The sequence below is a fragment of the Enterococcus sp. 2G9_DIV0600 genome, from assembly GCF_002140615.1.
Taxonomy (GTDB): domain Bacteria; phylum Bacillota; class Bacilli; order Lactobacillales; family Enterococcaceae; genus Enterococcus_D; species Enterococcus_D innesii.
Genome location: NZ_NGLL01000001.1, coordinates 936,144 through 951,719 on the forward strand (window position 1 = coordinate 936,144; position 15,576 = coordinate 951,719).

Sequence of the window (15,576 nt, forward strand, 5' to 3'; positions counted from 1 at the left end):
CGTTTTCCTAGACGGGAAGGACAGACTGATGGAACAATTAAGTGTAAAAATAAACAAGCTAATCAAAAATTATGGGTCCAAAGAAGTACTGAACATTGAAGAACTGAGCGCCTATCAAACAGATCGTATCGGGATCGTGGGCGCAAACGGGCAAGGCAAGTCCAGCTTGCTGAAATTGATTGCGGGAGTGATCGATCCTGATTCAGGAACGATCCAAAGAGAAAATTCGTTTCACTATTTCCCGCAAATCGCTGAGGTGACTGAAAAGACGGAGGCTCTTGACTGGGCGCTGTTTGGTCGTTTTTCGATCCCAACTAATGAATTGGCGACACTAAGTGGCGGGGAGGAGACCAAATACCGGTTGGCACAAATGTTATCTTCCTATCAATTAGGACTTTTGCTCGATGAGCCAACGACCCATTTAGACCAGCAAGGAATTCAAGTCTTGATTGAGGAATTGCAGTATTATTATGGCACCCTGATCGTGGTCAGTCATGATCGGTACCTATTGAATCAGCTGGCAACGAAAATCTGGGAAGTCGATCAAGGCAAAGTCATCGAGTATTCTGGCAATTATGACAGTTACCGACAGCAAAAAGAGCAAGCGACACAGCGTGTTGCCTGGGAGGCGGCACAGTATCAGCAACAAAAGCAGCAGTTGACTCAAGCAATCCAAAAGAAAAAAGAACAAGTGATCAAGAGCAGTCGCATTTCTGAAAAAAAGCGGCAGCAAAACATCCGACCAGACCGTTTGTCGTCATCAAAACAAAAGGACACGGTGCAAAAGTCATTGCAAAAAACAGTCAAAGCCATGGAAAGCCGCTTGGATCAGTTGGAAGAAGTGAAGGGTGTCGCCCAGCAGCAGGTGATTCGTTTTCCAGTAGTCCCTGCAGTGGAACTGCATAATAAACGACCGATTCGTGGGGAGCAAGTAACCATTCAAAGAGGGACGAAATGTTTGCTAGACAGCAGCAGTTTCCAGTTTGCTGCCGGGAAGAAAATCGCTATCGTGGGTCCGAACGGTTCGGGGAAGTCGACTTTACTAAAAGAAATCATCGCAGGTGGAGAGGGAATCTATGTATCACCGAAAATCGTCTTTGCGATCTACGAGCAAATGGGCTATCGAAAAAACAGCACCACACCACTTTTGACGGAATTGATGGCTCAAACAGACTATCAGGAACCACTGGTCCGCAGTATTTTACACAATCTAGGATTTAGCCAGAATGAAGTGATGAAGCCAGTCAATGTGCTAAGCGGCGGAGAAGCGACACGGGTCGAGCTCGCACGCATCTTTACTCAAGCTGCCAATGTCTTGATTCTTGATGAACCGACGAACTTTATTGATCTGCCGACAATCACCGTCTTGGAACAATTGATTCGCAGCTATCGTGGCATGGTTTTGTTCACTTCTCACGATCAAGCGTTTATTGATGCTGTCGCGGATGACGTGTATCAAATCGATCATGGGAAATTAACATTGGTTTCCAGTAACTAGCAGCATTGTCGCTTTTATACCTGTATAGAGAAAAACAGCGCGGGAAAGGAAATGACCGCCCAACGTTCGATCAACAATCGGCCGTTGAGCGGTCACTACAAAACCCGCACTGTTTTTTTGCACTAATCGGTATCGCCTAGCTGTTGCTACATCGCTTAATAAATCTTTTTCGTAAAGTATTTTAAGATCAGTGGAGAGATCAAGGTGCTCAACAAGACAACGATCACCAAAGGGGAATACAATGTGGACGAAATCAATTGGTTTTGTTGACCAATCTGCAAAATGATCAATGCCATTTCACCTCGGGAAATCATTCCAGCTCCCACCATCCAAGCGCTGTTGTTCGAGAATTTCGCGATTTTCGCCCCGACATAGCCGCCGACCAGTTTGGTCAAGATCGCGACCACGGTAAAGGCAAGAATAAAGAATAATTGCTCATTTAAGCGGGAAAAATCAACTTCTAAGCCAACGCTGACAAAGAACACCGGAATGAAGACGGCATAACCTAATGCTTCGACACTGTGTTCCACTTCCTCACGAACCTTCGTTTGACTGACAGCGATCCCTGCGAAGAAGGCACCAATGACAGAGCTTAACCCAACAAGGTCAGCAAGATACGCCATTCCTAAGCAGATGATCAGTGACATGATGATTACCGCGGAATTTGCAAATAGCTTTTCTGCAAGTGCCAATAAGAACGGAGCGATCCATTTCACCAATAGAAAAATCAACACAAAATAAATCAGTTCTACCAATAAGGTGACCGGCAGTGGTGTTGCTTGGCTGCTTTCGCCGCCTAAAAAGGAAAGGCTAAGACTCAAAACCAACACGACCAAAATATCATCCACGACGGAAGCACCAAGAATCGTCGAACCTTCTTTCGTGTTTACCACATTCAACTCTTTCAATACTTCGACAGAAATACTGACTGAGGTGGCAGCTAATACGATCCCGAAAAAGAACGCTTCTGTGGGACTGCTTTGAAAACCGACTCCTGTGGCATACCCGAAGAGCATCGGGAACACGATCCCCAAAAGGGCAACGAGCATTCCTGGACGAAAATAGCGTTTCAATAAAGAAATATCACTTTCCAGTCCCGCTAAAAACATCAGCAAAATAACACCAATCTCTGAAAAATCATGAACCAGAATATCTGGATGGACCCAATTGAGTCCTGCGCCTCCTAATAAAACCCCCGCTAGCAACTGCCCGATGACAGCAGGAACGCCCATCCGTCTCGCCAGATGCGAGAAGAGGGTCGTCGTGATTAGGATCAAACACAAAATCCCGACAAAATGCATAAAACCTCATCCTTCTTTCCTATAACATACTCCCCTTTAGTATAGCATTCTCTCTTGAATTGAGCCTGTATCAAGCCTTTTTTTAATAAAAGAGTTTCATTAAACCGCACGTTTTTTGAGATGAGGAGGAAGCGAAGGCAATTAGAATTATTCTGCGCAATCATTAAAATAAAAAAACATTATTTTTACTTTACTTGTAACAAATTATTGTTCGAGCCAATGGGCAAGCTGCTGAAAGACCATTTGGACTTGCGGCTCCTCGACGTTTTTCAAAAAGTCGTGGGGCAAATCATAGACAGGGACAAATTTACTTTTAGGCACTTTCTTCAAGCCTTTGCTGTAACGAAAAGGTACTTCCTCATCGGTACTGCTAGCACTGCTGAAAATTGGAGGAAATTGTGAAAGTAGCTCAGGATCAATGGCATAGTCAGAAAGATCCTCAGCTGTTAGCCCATAGATGGTGGCGAGTTCTTGCTGTTGGACCCAATAAACATAAGGCAAATAGCGCTGAAACTGCGGATCATCCCAAACGATCTCGGTTTGATCCAAAGGAGGGACTTGCTCTTTGCTTAAGAGCGGCTGCTGCAAGACTCGTTTGTTTTCGATAAAAGAAAGATCGGTGTACCCATAAAAGTTGACCAGTTTTTCAGGTAATCTCTGTTGTTCCTTCAGTAATTGCTGGGTCAGCGCCAGCATCAAATACCCACCGGCTGACCGACCGCAGAAACAAAATGGGCGATCTTTAAGCACAGTTGCTTGCAATTCTTGAAAGTTCTGCCAGTTCATTGCTAAAATCTCCGCTAACGAGGAATTAGGTGCCAGCAAATAATCGACTGTGAGGACGCTGTATTGCTGCGCTTGAAATAGTGCGATCAGTGATGCGGGAATGTCTTGGCGGGTTCCATAAACAAAACCGCCACCGTGAAAATAAACCAGGTATTTCTCAGAAGCAGGATAAAGGGTCACCGAAGCGCTGGTGGTCAATTGCCATTCTTTTTTCATTTTGCTTGACTCCTTTTCTGAAGCTCTAATAAATAGGTGCCGATCTCGTAATTGACTAATTGGATCGGACTTGTTAGATCGATCTCTAGTAGCTGTTCAATTTTGCTTAGCCGGTAGCGAATCGTTTTGGCATGAAGAAACAAGGTTTCAGCCGTATTTTTGTAATTGCGATTCGTGATAAAAAAGGTATACAGCGTTTTGAACAGCTCTTCATTTTCTTCCGAAAGTTGATACAGCTTCGGGGGAATGCTTTGCTGCAGCTTTTCTAGTTGGTTCTCTTTGATAAAGGAACTAAAGATACCTAAGTCGCTATAGGCAATGATCGGCGCCAAATAAAACTGCCGATTGAAGCGGATCGCATCCAAACACTCTGGCAGGATCTCTTTGATCTGTTCCTTGCGTAAGACTTCGCTGACCACCAAGCAGCCATGTTCATCGGCTAGCAGGGCATCATCAAAATGTGTCTGCAGCATCTGTTTCGTCACCTGATGGGCGATCGATTGGAAATTATAAAGGATCACCAAATAATTATGGTGTTCGAAAAAGACGTGGGGTGTTTTCAACGCCCGTAGCTTGTGCAAAACGACGGACTTACGCTCCTTATCTTTAAAGCTGTTGGAAGCAAAGGCGATGCCTTGGTAGAAATCGTAGCGATCCAGTTGCGCTTCTTCTAACAAAAGATCCAGCTCAGCCAAATTGCTAGGAGTGTTTTGCAAGATGGCATCGGCAAGATTGTTCATACGATTGTAGCGCTCTTTCTTCAACAAATACGCCATTTGGAGGCGTTCATAGATGACGTCGATCACATTTTCAATAATCATGACTTTTGCCTCAGGAATCTGCGAATCTTTCTGATAAACGATCAAGGTACATAAATCATTGTAAGGATTGATGATCTCTACTTTGATGGCAGTCACATATTGATTGTTCTCATGAGAAAATAATTCCAAATATTCGTAGTGGTTCTTGGTAAACTCAACGGTTTTCATGGGTTCTTGTTTGGTCACCACGAAATTCTTAAAGGATTGACCGACGGACACATGCACATCTAAATGGGGGATGCGCAAAGAACAAGGCTTTTCGATCAATTGATAGAACTCCTGCATGATCTGATCGAAAGACGAGTGGTTGCGCTCGACTTTCATGAAGCGCTGGCGAACTTCGTAATAGGTACGCAGCAGCTGGGTTTGGTGATTCAGCAATGGTTCGTAAACCGCTAGCATGATGGCTTCATAGCTGACTTCTTGCTGTACTTTGATCAAAGGGATCTGATAAGCAAAGCTAAGCTCGATCACCCAATCTGGAATCATAGGGATCAAGCGATCCACTTTGATCACTAAACCGCTGACGCCGATTTGCTGCATTTTTTCAAAAAAAACACGCAGTTCCTCAGGGGATTGGTCTTTGAAGGCATAAAAAGAAGTCAAAATCAATTGATGGGCTTTGCTCCATTTCTCGATATCCATCGCTTCCAGCACCATAACGGAACCGACGGAATTTGTTAAACCAATGGAGCCAGTCAGGACTTTACTTTTTTCAAAAAGCGGCAGTTCAACCAATTCTTTTAATTTCATAAAATGCTCCTTTTTTCTCTTTTGGATAAAAAGTATAGCATTTTTTTAGAACTTTATCCAATGAAAACGCAAACAAGGCTCGTTAGAATGAGAGTATAAGAAAAGGAGGAGAACAAATGCTGCACACAGTAATCTTAAAGAATAACTACCAAGATTCCATTAACTTAATGCTGCTGACGAATACGATCAATGATCTAGGCGATGTCGAAATGAGTCAAATCATGATGGGGACGGATGCAAACAAAGATATATTAAATAACACTGGCTTGCTTTCTAAAGAGGCAGAAGGTGCTTCGCCCAACGATATGATGATCGTGGTCGATAGCCAAAACGAACAAATCATGGATCAAGTTATGCCAGCGATCGATTCATTTTTAGCTGATCTTTCAGCAAAAGATCAAGGCAAAGAAACGCCAGCGGCGGCTTCATGGCAAGAAGCCTTGAGCGCAATGCCGGATGCCAATGTTGCATTATTTAGTATTCCTGGGGAATATGGCGCAGCCGAGATGGAAAAAGCGCTAAAAAATGACTTGCATGTTTTCTCGTTTACGGACAATGTCGCTATCGAAGATGAAGTGCGTTTGAAAAAGCTGGCTCATGAAAAAGGCTTATTGATGATGGGTCCTGACTGTGGGACTGGTATTATTTCTAGCATTCCGATTGCCTTCACGAATGTCGTGGCACCAGGAAACATCGGCGTTGTTGGTGCCTCTGGTACGGGGATTCAAGAAGTGACAACGATCATTGACCGATTAGGCGGTGGTGTCGTTCATGCCATCGGGACCGGCGGACGTGACTTAAGCGACAAAGTTGGGGCGATCACTGTCAAAGATGCCATCGTTGCTTTAGAAAATCATGAACCGACAGATGTGATTTGCGTGATCTCGAAACCACCTGCAAAAGAAGTGCGGGATGAAGTTGTTCAATTGCTGCAAAGTATCAGCAAACCTGTGGTAGCGATTTTCTTAGGAGAAAAACCAGAAGCCCATGAAGGAAAAGTCTATTTGGCACATACGCTGGAAGAAACAGCGCGCATCGCTGTTGATCTTGCCAATGAAGAACCCGTCAAAGCGAACTATTTTGAACGCGTGAAAACCCCAGATGTGCCCAAACTCGCTGAAGATAAAGTGGTCAAAGGTCTTTATTCTGGCGGTACATTAGCTGCCGAAGCAGGAATGCTGATCTCCGAAGCCTTGAATCTAGAAGGCCTTGTAAAACAAGAAGGCTATATCTTGCATTCCCAGGGCTATGATGTGATCGACCTTGGTGATGATATCTATACCCAAGGCAAACCGCACCCAATGATCGATCCTGAAGTGCGCATTAAAAAAATCGAAGACTATGCGCAAGATGAGCAAACCGGGGTCATTTTATTTGATGTGGTGTTAGGTTACGGCGCACATGCAGATATGGTAGGTGCACTGTTACCAGCCATCGAAGCTGCACAGCAAACAGCCCAAGCAGCTGATCGCACGCTGTACTTTGTTGCTACCGTCTGCGGAACTGAAAAAGATCCGCAAAACTACCAAGAAGCGGTCAACCGTTTGAAAGCAGCTGGCGTCTATGTGGCACCAAGCAATGCTCAAGCAGTGCAATTAGCCCTCGCCTTAAAAGGGGCGACTCTTTCTGAAGCAGACAAAGCGGTCAATGACTATACTGGTAGCAAAGTTGAGGTGCCGACAGTTAGCAAGAAAGTGATGGAGCTGTTGACCACCAAACCACGGATCATCAATGTTGGCTTGCAAAGCTTCAATGAATCGATCCTGCAATATGGCGGGAAAACAGAACAATTCAACTGGCGTCCTCGTGCCAACGGCAACAAGAAAATGATCCGCATTTTAGACGCGTTAGAAGAATTTGACGAAAAAATCACAGCTGAAAACCAAGCAGTGACGGATAAAATCAAAAATGCCCAACCATTCTTGATCGATGTCGTTCCAGCTAAATCAGTGATCGCTGAATTAAACGAAAGCCAGAAAACCTTGCTGCATGCAGGACCACCGATCCAATGGTCGGAAATGACGGGACCGATGCAAGGATCTTGTATCGGCGCTGCCTTGTTTGAACGCTGGGCGAAGGATGAAGACGAAGCCCGCCGCTTACTCGAAAGTGGGGAAGTCCGCTTTATGCCATGTCACCATGTCAAGGCAGTTGGACCAATGGGCGGGATCACTTCTGGGAATATGCCTGTCTTTGTGGTTGAAAACCGCCTTGTCGGCAACAAAGCCTACTGTATTTTGAACGAAGGGATCGGTAAAGTCTTGCGATTCGGTGCCTATTCACAAGAAGTCATCGATCGTTTGGATTGGATCAAAGACGTCTTAGGACCAACCATTGCCAAAGCATTACAATTAACAGAAGAAGGCATCAACTTGAATGTATTGATTGCCCGGTCGATCACAATGGGGGATGAATTCCATCAACGAAATATTGCAGCATCATTGAACTTCTTGAAAGAGATCGCACCGTTGATCATCCAAACAGAGATCGATGAAAAGCAAAAATATGAAGTGATCAAGTTCTTAGCAGATACCGATCAGTTCTTCTTGAATATCATGATGGCAACTGGCAAAGCCATCGTTGATGGTGCTCGTGTCGATGCCAAAGGAACGATCGTGACCACCATGACAAGAAACGGCGTCAATTTTGGAGTTCGTGTCGCCCAAACAGAAGACCAATGGCATACTGCACCAGTCAATACGCCGAAAGGTTTGTACTTTACTGGGTTTACCGAAGCAGATGGCAATCCTGATATTGGGGATAGTGCCATTACTGAAACCGTCGGCGTCGGAGCAATGGCGATGGTAGCTGCACCAGGGGTAACCCGCTTTGTCGGCGCTGGTGGCTTTGAAGATGCGCTAGAAACTTCCAATGAAATGGCAAAAATCTGTTTCGGTCATAATCCGACCTTCTCGATCCCAACATGGGACTTCCAAGGGACTTGTTTGGGGATCGACATCCGTAAAGTCGTTGAAACAGGCATCACCCCAATCATCAATACCGGGATCGCCCATAAAGAAGCAGGTGTCGGCCAAGTCGGTGCAGGGACTGTGCGCGCACCGTTAGGCTGTTTTGAAAATGCCTTGACGGCTTATGCGAAGGATCTGGGGATCGATGTTGACTGAGAAAATCAAAATCAGTGATTATCTAGACCCATTGCGACGATTCGGTCGTAACGGTCGGGTGCATAGCGTGTTTGATCGTTCATTCAATGTGATGATCGGGCAGCAACTGGTTAACATCAACAATTATCACAACTATTTGACTGGCTTCGGTATCTTTTTACCAGATGCATTGTTTGAACAAGTCCTGCCTTTGATCGAGGTCGGCAATCGCGTGCAAGTCCGAGAGCATGGTCTGACCTTTTACAGCACAAAAGGAACATTTTCTCTGTCATTAGAGGAAAAAGAATTGGTTTCGCTGCAGGTGAAGGAGCTATCCTTCACCTCTGCGGAATTGCAGCTTTTGAAAGAAATCCTGCTTCAACAAAAACTAGAAACCAAGATTGGGTTGCCCGAAGATGAGAAAACCCAAGCAGTGTTTGCGGAATTGCGGCAGCCTGTCTCAGATTGGGAACCAATCATTGACCACCTGATTGGCCGCGGCAAAGGATTGACACCTAGCGGCGATGATCTTTTAGTTGCCTATCAAGCGATGCTCTATGCCTTGCAGCAGCCGGAAGCTGACGCGTTAGCGCAAGCATTGGCAAAACCGCTGTCTACGACGGATGTCAGCCTTGCTTATATTCAAAGTGCCAGTCAAGGGTATGTCAATTCTCTGATGCTGCAATTATTTAAAGACTTAAAAAAGCAAAACCCACAGGTGATTGAAAAAGATGTGCAGCAGTTGATGTCCGTTGGTCATTCGTCAGGCAAAGATCTTAGTTTTGGGTTGTTGTTAGCGTTGGAGTCATTGTCACTTGAGGAAAAAGAATAGAAATGGGGAGAAATCATGGAAATCAGTAACCAGAAAGATGCGGTCAAAGTAAGCAATTCTTACTGGAAAAAAGTCGTTGCTATTTTCTTTGTCGGCTGGATTTTAATGTACGCCACACGGACGATCTTCAATCCAATCATGGGTGTGATCGGAGAAGAATTCAATTTAAGCAACACACAACTAGGACTTGCCAATAGTATTTTCTTTTTGACATATGCCGTTGCGCAAATTCCTTTTGGCATCATCGGCGACAAAATCGGTCGCAAATTGGTGATCGCCCTAGGTTTTGTTTTATTGGCGGTGACTACGTACTTCAGTGGGCTAGCCACAAGCTTCGTTTTGTTCTTAGTGATTCGTGCCATTGCAGGGATTGGTCAAGGTGCCTATTACGGTCCGCAATACGCATTGTCTACCGAAGCGATTCCCGACAACAAACGGACCGTCGGAAATGCCATTATCAACAGTGGGATGGCGTTTGGAACGTCTGGCGGATACTTGCTTTCTAGTAAATTGGTCTTGGATAATGGGGGCCATTGGAGTCAACCCTTCTTCCTAATGGCAATTCCGACCTTGATCGTCGGTGTCTTGTTCTATTTTGTTTTGAAAGAAAAAGTGATTCGTCCAGAAGATGAAGGACAAGAAATAAAAGAAGAAGGGCCAAAAGAAAAGATTTCCTTGAAGCAGATTTTTTCAAACCGCAATCTCGTGGCAGCCTTTGTTCTTTGCTTTACCAGCATTTATGCAAACTTTGTGATCATTACTTGGTTGCCGCAATTCTTGATTGCCGAGCGTGGCTTTGAAGGGGCGAGTGTCGGCTTTATTGCTTCCTTAGTCCCATGGGCATCGATTCCAGGTGCATTGATCTTTGCTCGATTGAATGATAAAACTGGCGCGACGAAAAAATTAGTCTATTTATTGGTCCCATTGGCGACCCTTTCCGTATTTGCCATTGCCTTTGTAACCGATCGTACCTTATTGATCACTGTTTTGATTTTGTATGGATTGACTGGCAAGCTGGCGCTTGATCCAATCGTCGTGACCTTTGTGACGAAAAACGCACCAAAAGGCGCCTTAGGAACGACCTTGAGTGCCTATAACTTTATCGGGATGTCGGGGTCGATCTTAGCGCCTTATGTTACTGGCTTTTTAGCCGATTCTTTAGGATCGATGCAGGTCGGGTTTTACCTGTCTTGTCTATTACTGCTGATCGGATTAGGTGTTTTTGCCGTATTAGCAAAGGAAAATCAGAAGGAGAGCATAAAATGAGTTTGAATGTGATCGCGTTAGGCGGCAATGCTATTTTAGATAAAGACCCTAGTGATGAAGGACAAAAAGCCGTTGTTGCGCAAGCAGCACATTATATTGCCGATTTTGTCGAAAAAGGGGAAAAAGTCATTGTTTGTCACGGCAATGGACCACAAGTCGGAAACTTGCTGTTGCAGCAAAAAGCCGGGGAAAGTGGAAAAAATCCCCAATTGAAATTAGACAGCTGCGTAGCGATGACCCAAGGAAGTATCGGTTATTGGCTGCAAAATGCCTTGATCAATGAGTTTGCCACACGTCAAGCACATCCTTCAGTGATCTCATTAGTCACTCAAGTTCGTGTCGATCCAGCAGATCCATCCTTTGAGAAACCTTCCAAACCAGTCGGACCTTTTTATAGTGAAGAGGAAGCCAATGCTGCGATGGCAGCCAATGGCGGGGTATATCAAGAAGATGCTGGGCGTGGTTACCGCAAAGTGGTTCCATCCCCGAAACCGCAAGAAATCGTTGAAAAAGAAGCCATTAAAACATTGGTCGATGCTGGTGTGATCACGATTTGCGCCGGTGGTGGTGGCGTACCTGTCGTTCGCAACGATAATGGGTTTACTGGCGTGGAAGCCGTCAACGACAAAGACTTTACCGCCAGTGTCTTAGCAAAAGATGTGCAGGCCGATCGCCTGATCATTTTGACCGGTGTCGACAATATCTACATCAATTACAATCAGCCGAATCAGCAAGCCTTAGGGGAAATCAGTGTGGCACAAGCCAAGGGCTACATCGAGGAAGGCCATTTTGCAGCGGGAAGTATGTTGCCAAAAATAGAAGCTGCGATTGATTTTGTTGAAGAAGATGCTGCCAGAACCGCGATTATTACCTCAATCGAAAAGTTAGCTGAACTAGATCAGCATACAGGAACCATACTTCGAAAATAAAGAGGGGATCAAAGTGAAAGCAAAAAAACTACCGATGGTGACGCAGATCGTTATTGCCGTTCTTCTAGGGATTCTTTGCGGTTTGTTCTTTGGGCAAGCCGCTTCATTCCTAAAAATCTTGGGCGATCTTTTCTTGCGTCTGATGCAAATGGCGATCCCGTTATTGATCGTTGGACAAATCATTCAAGCAGTTGGGGGCATTGCCCCGAAAGAACTCACACGTTTGGGTGGAAAAACGATCGCTGTCTTTGGGATTTCCTCCTTATTCGCTGCTGCATGGGGTGTGCTGATGGCGGTCTTCTTTGCTCCGGGCAAAGGGATCGACTTTTCACAAGCTGCCGGTGAACCTCTGCAAGCACAAGAAATTTCTATATCAGAGACAGTGATCAACTTTATTCCCACGAATATTTTCGATGCGTTGAGTAAAGGGTCAATTATTCAAATCATCGTTTTTGGGTTATTTTTTGGTGTTGCCCTCAATCGCTTTATGCAAAAGAAACCTGAGTCAGCTCTTTATGGGCTGATCGTGGATCTGAATGAGGTCGTCATTGCCATCATTCGTTACGTGATGATCGTGGCACCAATCGGTATTTTTGCATTGATCGCTTCAACGATCAGCTCCCTGGGCTTGCAGATCATTTTGCCATTAGGCAGCTATTTGCTCATCTACGGTCTAGCCACCGTTACGTTCCTTGGGCTGTGGCTAGTCTTGTTGACCGTGTATTGTCGGATCAATCCGTTACGATTGATCAAAAATATGAAAAATATGTCGGTCATGGCATTGGCGACAACCTCTTCTGCCATCACACTGCCGATCGCTATGGAAGAATCCCAGAACAAATTAGGACTCAGTAGCCGCATCACCAATTTGGTATTGCCATTGGGCATGTCTTTGAACAGCAATGGGTCAGCAATGCATATGGCGATTACCGTCATGACGATCGCCCAAATGTATCAAATCAACTTTGACGGGATCCAAATGGTGACGGTAGCTGTCACTGCGACTTTCGTTTCTTTAGCCAATGCTGTTGTTCCCGGAGCGGGGTTAGTTTCCTTGGCAATCATCGTTCCCCAGCTCGGGTTACCAATCGAAAGCATTGCGCTATTTGCTGGTGTCGAATGGTTTATTGGCATGCTGCGGACGATTTTGAACGTGAACTCAGACGTCTATTCAGCGCTGCTGATCGCTAAGTCAGCCGATGAACTCGATTATCGCGTGTTTAATCAATAGGAGAAGCCGTTGCCAAGCGTGCTTCTCTTTTTCATAAGGAGGAGAAAAGATGGAAGAAATGAGCAGACGTTCTCTGCTGGAATTAGAAGCATTAATGCAAAAGAAACTCTTGGCTGCTGGTTTGCCAGAAGCCGCTGCCAGTGAAACAGCGGCACATTTGACCTTTGCGGATGCGTGCGGGATCCATTCTCATGGTGCCGTGCGGATGGACTACTATGCCGAGCGTTTAGTAAAAGGCGGCATCACGCTGGAACCAAACATGTCTTTTGAAAAAACAAGCGCCGCTACCGGAATTTTCCACGGAGATAACGGTATGGGGCATTATGTGTGCAATGAAGCGATGGCGATCGCCATTCATCTGGCAAAAGAAGCCGGGATCGCTGCAGTAGGAATCGAGCAGACCAGCCATAGCGGGACGATGGCGTATTACGTCAAACAGGCTGCTGAAGCCGACTTAGTGGCGATCGCCATGTGTCAATCGGATCCGATGGCGGTGCCTTTTGGTGGGACCGAAAACTATTTTGGCACCAATCCAATCGCGTTTGCTGCACCACGAGCCAATCATCCGCCGGTGGTTTTTGATATGGCGACAACGGTTCAAGCGTGGGGCAAAATTTTGGACGCTCGCTCGAAGAAACAGCAGATCCCCGATACTTGGGCAGTAGACGAGCATGGCTTGCCTACCACCGATCCCTATGCAGTCCAAGGATTATTGCCCATCGCTGGTGCCAAAGGATATGGCTTGATGATGATGGTGGATATTTTAGCTGGCTCAATGCTAGGCTTGGCTTTTGGTAAACAGGTCACCTCCATGTATGCGGACTTGACGGAAAAACGCCGCTTAGGACAATTCCTGCTTGTGATCGATCCATCTCGTTTTACCAACACCGAAACCTTCAAGCAAAGCATCGATCAGATGGTGACTGAGCTGCATGCAATCCCGCCAGTAGAAGGGCAATCACAAGTCTACTATCCTGGAGAGATCAGCCAAATACACTTTGAAAAAGCCCAGAAAGAAGGGGTCATGATCCCCAAAGCGATCATCGATTATCTCGAAAGCGAAACCCTCCATTTTGATCGCTATGGTAGTCAAGATTCCTTTGCTAAATAAAAATCCGCAAAAGGCAGTTGGTTCAGAGGGGGATTGAACCAACTGGTTTTTTGCTGTCTGGAGCAAAGAAAAGTTTTCAGTCAGAAAATCGCACATTGTTGGCAGGATCAGACGAATTCTTTGAGTTGGTTCATTTTGTTCAAAGCATTTCTTAAGCCATTCGACCTTTGATTGCTTGTTTTTTGGAATGTGGTAGAATAGGTCGCATAAGGTAAGATCACTCAAGAAATGAGAGAAAAGCGAGGATGCAACGTGGCAATGAATAAAGTGGTTCTTACTGGGAAAATCGCAGAGATGCCTAGTAAAGAAGCGTTTGATGCGGCGGACGATCAAAGCGTACGTTTTGATCTTGTCATTGTGTCTCAATGGCAAAACAGTGAAGAAGTGCACCATGAATGGTTTGCTTGTGTCGTTCATGGAAAACAGGCAGAGACCTTTTTACGGTATACTCAAAAAGGGGCAAGTATCAAAATCAATGGACACTTGCAAGGCTGTCCTTATGAAACACCAGAAGGTCAGAGACTTTGTGCGGCAGAAGTGGTGGTGGATAGCTTCCAAATCTTAGAGTTGGCAGAAGAACCAGCGGCGCCTTTTCCTAAAAAGCGGCCATCGACACTTGATGAAACGACGCAAACAAAGTCGATCCGTAATGAAAAAGATCCCCTAAAAACACAGATGCTGGAGTTTTTAAAAGACAATCGATTATTTTAATGACGAAACATGCGGAAAGCAACGGCTTCTCGCATGTTTTTTTACATAGAGAAAGCATTGGTAAAATTCAACTATATCTGACTAGCGGTGTTCTTTATTGCTTATCAAAGAGGGGGTTAAATAGAATGGTGATTGTAATAAATGATCGCGAAAGTGAAAATAGTGTTTCACAAAAAGTGCGGATTGGTTTAGAATAGTTGAAACATATCTTGAGAAAAAGAGCGGCGCTTGCCTTGTGCAACTGCTAGATGCCGCTTTTTTTCTGAAAAAATCGTTAATCAGGGAGGGATGTCGATGAGCGAACCAATTATAGGGATCGCTGCGAATGAAGTGCAAGATGCTGGCGATGTGCTGCATCATTTGCCGATCGCCTACACACCATTAGGGTATGTGCGAGCGATCCAGCAAGTGGGCGGACTGCCATTGCTCGTGCCAATCAGTGAGCCAGCTGCAGCCAAGGACTATGTTTCACAGATCGATAAACTGGTATTAGCTGGTGGACAAGATGTTTCACCCAAGTTTTATGGGCAGGAAGCCCATCAGGCAACTGGAAGTGGCTTTTTGGCACGGGATGAGTTTGAACTAGCGCTGATCGATGAAGCGCTGCTGCAAAAGAAACCGATCTTTGCGGTTTGTCGGGGAATGCAGCTGGTCAACGTGGCATTCGGGGGCACGCTGCAGCAAGACATCAGTACCTTCAGTGAGATCATTCATATGCAGGCACCGATTCCGAAAGAAGTGCCGACTCATGCCATCGCGACGGCTGAAAAAAGTATGTTGGCTCGTGTCTATGGCCAAAAAACAAAGGTCAATTCCTTTCATCATCAAGCGGTGGATCGATTGGCTCGTCCGTTGCAAAAGACGGCTTGGAGTCCTGATGGCATCATTGAAGGCATTGAACACGTGGGTCAGCGTTTGTTGGCGGTTCAATGGCATCCAGACTTTGCCTATGATGCGCTTTTACAAGAACAAGCGGTTTTCAAGTATGTCGTTGACGTGTTGTAAGAAAGAGGTCAC

12 protein-coding genes are annotated in these 15,576 nt (G+C 45.4%); 9 read left to right on the top strand and 3 right to left on the bottom strand.

The window, feature by feature from the left end; translation table 11 throughout:
- Positions 1 to 28 precede the first annotated feature (28 nt).
- A complete protein-coding gene (gene abc-f, locus A5870_RS04505) occupies positions 29 to 1,498 on the top strand; it encodes a ribosomal protection-like ABC-F family protein (RefSeq protein ID WP_086291939.1) in 1,470 nt (489 codons plus the stop codon).
- A gap of 155 nt (positions 1,499 to 1,653) precedes the next feature.
- On the opposite strand, the gene A5870_RS04510 is transcribed toward abc-f, so the two are convergent.
- The 3 genes from A5870_RS04510 to A5870_RS04520 all read right to left on the bottom strand — a co-directional run bounded on the left by A5870_RS04510 (position 1,654) and on the right by A5870_RS04520 (position 5,375).
- On the bottom strand, positions 1,654 to 2,799 hold the full coding sequence (locus tag A5870_RS04510; RefSeq protein ID WP_081117446.1) for a cation:proton antiporter: 1,146 nt from the start codon (positions 2,797 to 2,799) through the stop codon (positions 1,654 to 1,656).
- A 204-nt stretch (positions 2,800 to 3,003) separates the two neighbouring features.
- Positions 3,004 to 3,801: an alpha/beta hydrolase gene (locus A5870_RS04515; RefSeq protein WP_086291940.1), complete on the bottom strand. Its 798-nt coding sequence runs from the start codon at positions 3,799 to 3,801 to the stop codon at positions 3,004 to 3,006.
- Positions 3,798 to 5,375 (bottom strand): PucR family transcriptional regulator, encoded by a 1,578-nt coding sequence (locus tag A5870_RS04520; protein WP_061054457.1) that lies wholly within the window; start codon positions 5,373 to 5,375, stop codon positions 3,798 to 3,800. The genes A5870_RS04515 and A5870_RS04520 overlap by 4 nt, the downstream gene beginning before the upstream one ends.
- 116 nt (positions 5,376 to 5,491) lie before the next feature.
- Between A5870_RS04520 and fdrA the strand changes: the two genes are divergently transcribed.
- The 8 genes from fdrA to A5870_RS04565 all read left to right on the top strand — a co-directional run bounded on the left by fdrA (position 5,492) and on the right by A5870_RS04565 (position 15,564).
- A complete protein-coding gene (gene fdrA, locus A5870_RS04525; RefSeq protein WP_086291941.1) occupies positions 5,492 to 8,500 on the top strand; it encodes a DUF1116 domain-containing protein in 3,009 nt (1,002 codons plus the stop codon).
- Positions 8,490 to 9,311 carry a DUF2877 domain-containing protein gene (locus tag A5870_RS04530; RefSeq protein ID WP_086291942.1) on the top strand — a complete coding sequence of 274 codons (822 nt, stop codon included), beginning with the start codon at positions 8,490 to 8,492 and terminating at the stop codon, positions 9,309 to 9,311. The genes fdrA and A5870_RS04530 overlap by 11 nt, the downstream gene beginning before the upstream one ends.
- A gap of 15 nt (positions 9,312 to 9,326) precedes the next feature.
- Complete coding sequence (locus A5870_RS04535; RefSeq protein WP_005225376.1) at positions 9,327 to 10,577, top strand: MFS transporter; 1,251 nt, start codon at positions 9,327 to 9,329, stop codon at positions 10,575 to 10,577.
- The gene (gene arcC, locus A5870_RS04540) at positions 10,574 to 11,506 is read left to right on the top strand and encodes a carbamate kinase (RefSeq protein ID WP_086291943.1); all 933 of its coding nucleotides are present in this window, start codon (positions 10,574 to 10,576) and stop codon (positions 11,504 to 11,506) included. Before A5870_RS04535 ends, arcC begins: the two co-directional genes overlap by 4 nt.
- A gap of 13 nt (positions 11,507 to 11,519) precedes the next feature.
- On the top strand, positions 11,520 to 12,737 hold the full coding sequence (locus A5870_RS04545) for a dicarboxylate/amino acid:cation symporter (RefSeq protein ID WP_086291944.1): 1,218 nt from the start codon (positions 11,520 to 11,522) through the stop codon (positions 12,735 to 12,737).
- Positions 12,738 to 12,786: 49 nt separating this feature from the next.
- Positions 12,787 to 13,848, top strand: a complete 1,062-nt coding sequence (gene allD / locus A5870_RS04550) for an ureidoglycolate dehydrogenase (RefSeq protein WP_086291945.1) — start codon at positions 12,787 to 12,789, stop codon at positions 13,846 to 13,848.
- Positions 13,849 to 14,076: 228 nt separating this feature from the next.
- A complete protein-coding gene (ssb, locus tag A5870_RS04555) occupies positions 14,077 to 14,559 on the top strand; it encodes a single-stranded DNA-binding protein (RefSeq protein ID WP_086291946.1) in 483 nt (160 codons plus the stop codon).
- Between the two features lie 294 nt (positions 14,560 to 14,853).
- Positions 14,854 to 15,564: a gamma-glutamyl-gamma-aminobutyrate hydrolase family protein gene (locus A5870_RS04565; RefSeq protein WP_086291948.1), complete on the top strand. Its 711-nt coding sequence runs from the start codon at positions 14,854 to 14,856 to the stop codon at positions 15,562 to 15,564.
- Positions 15,565 to 15,576: the final 12 nt, after the last annotated feature.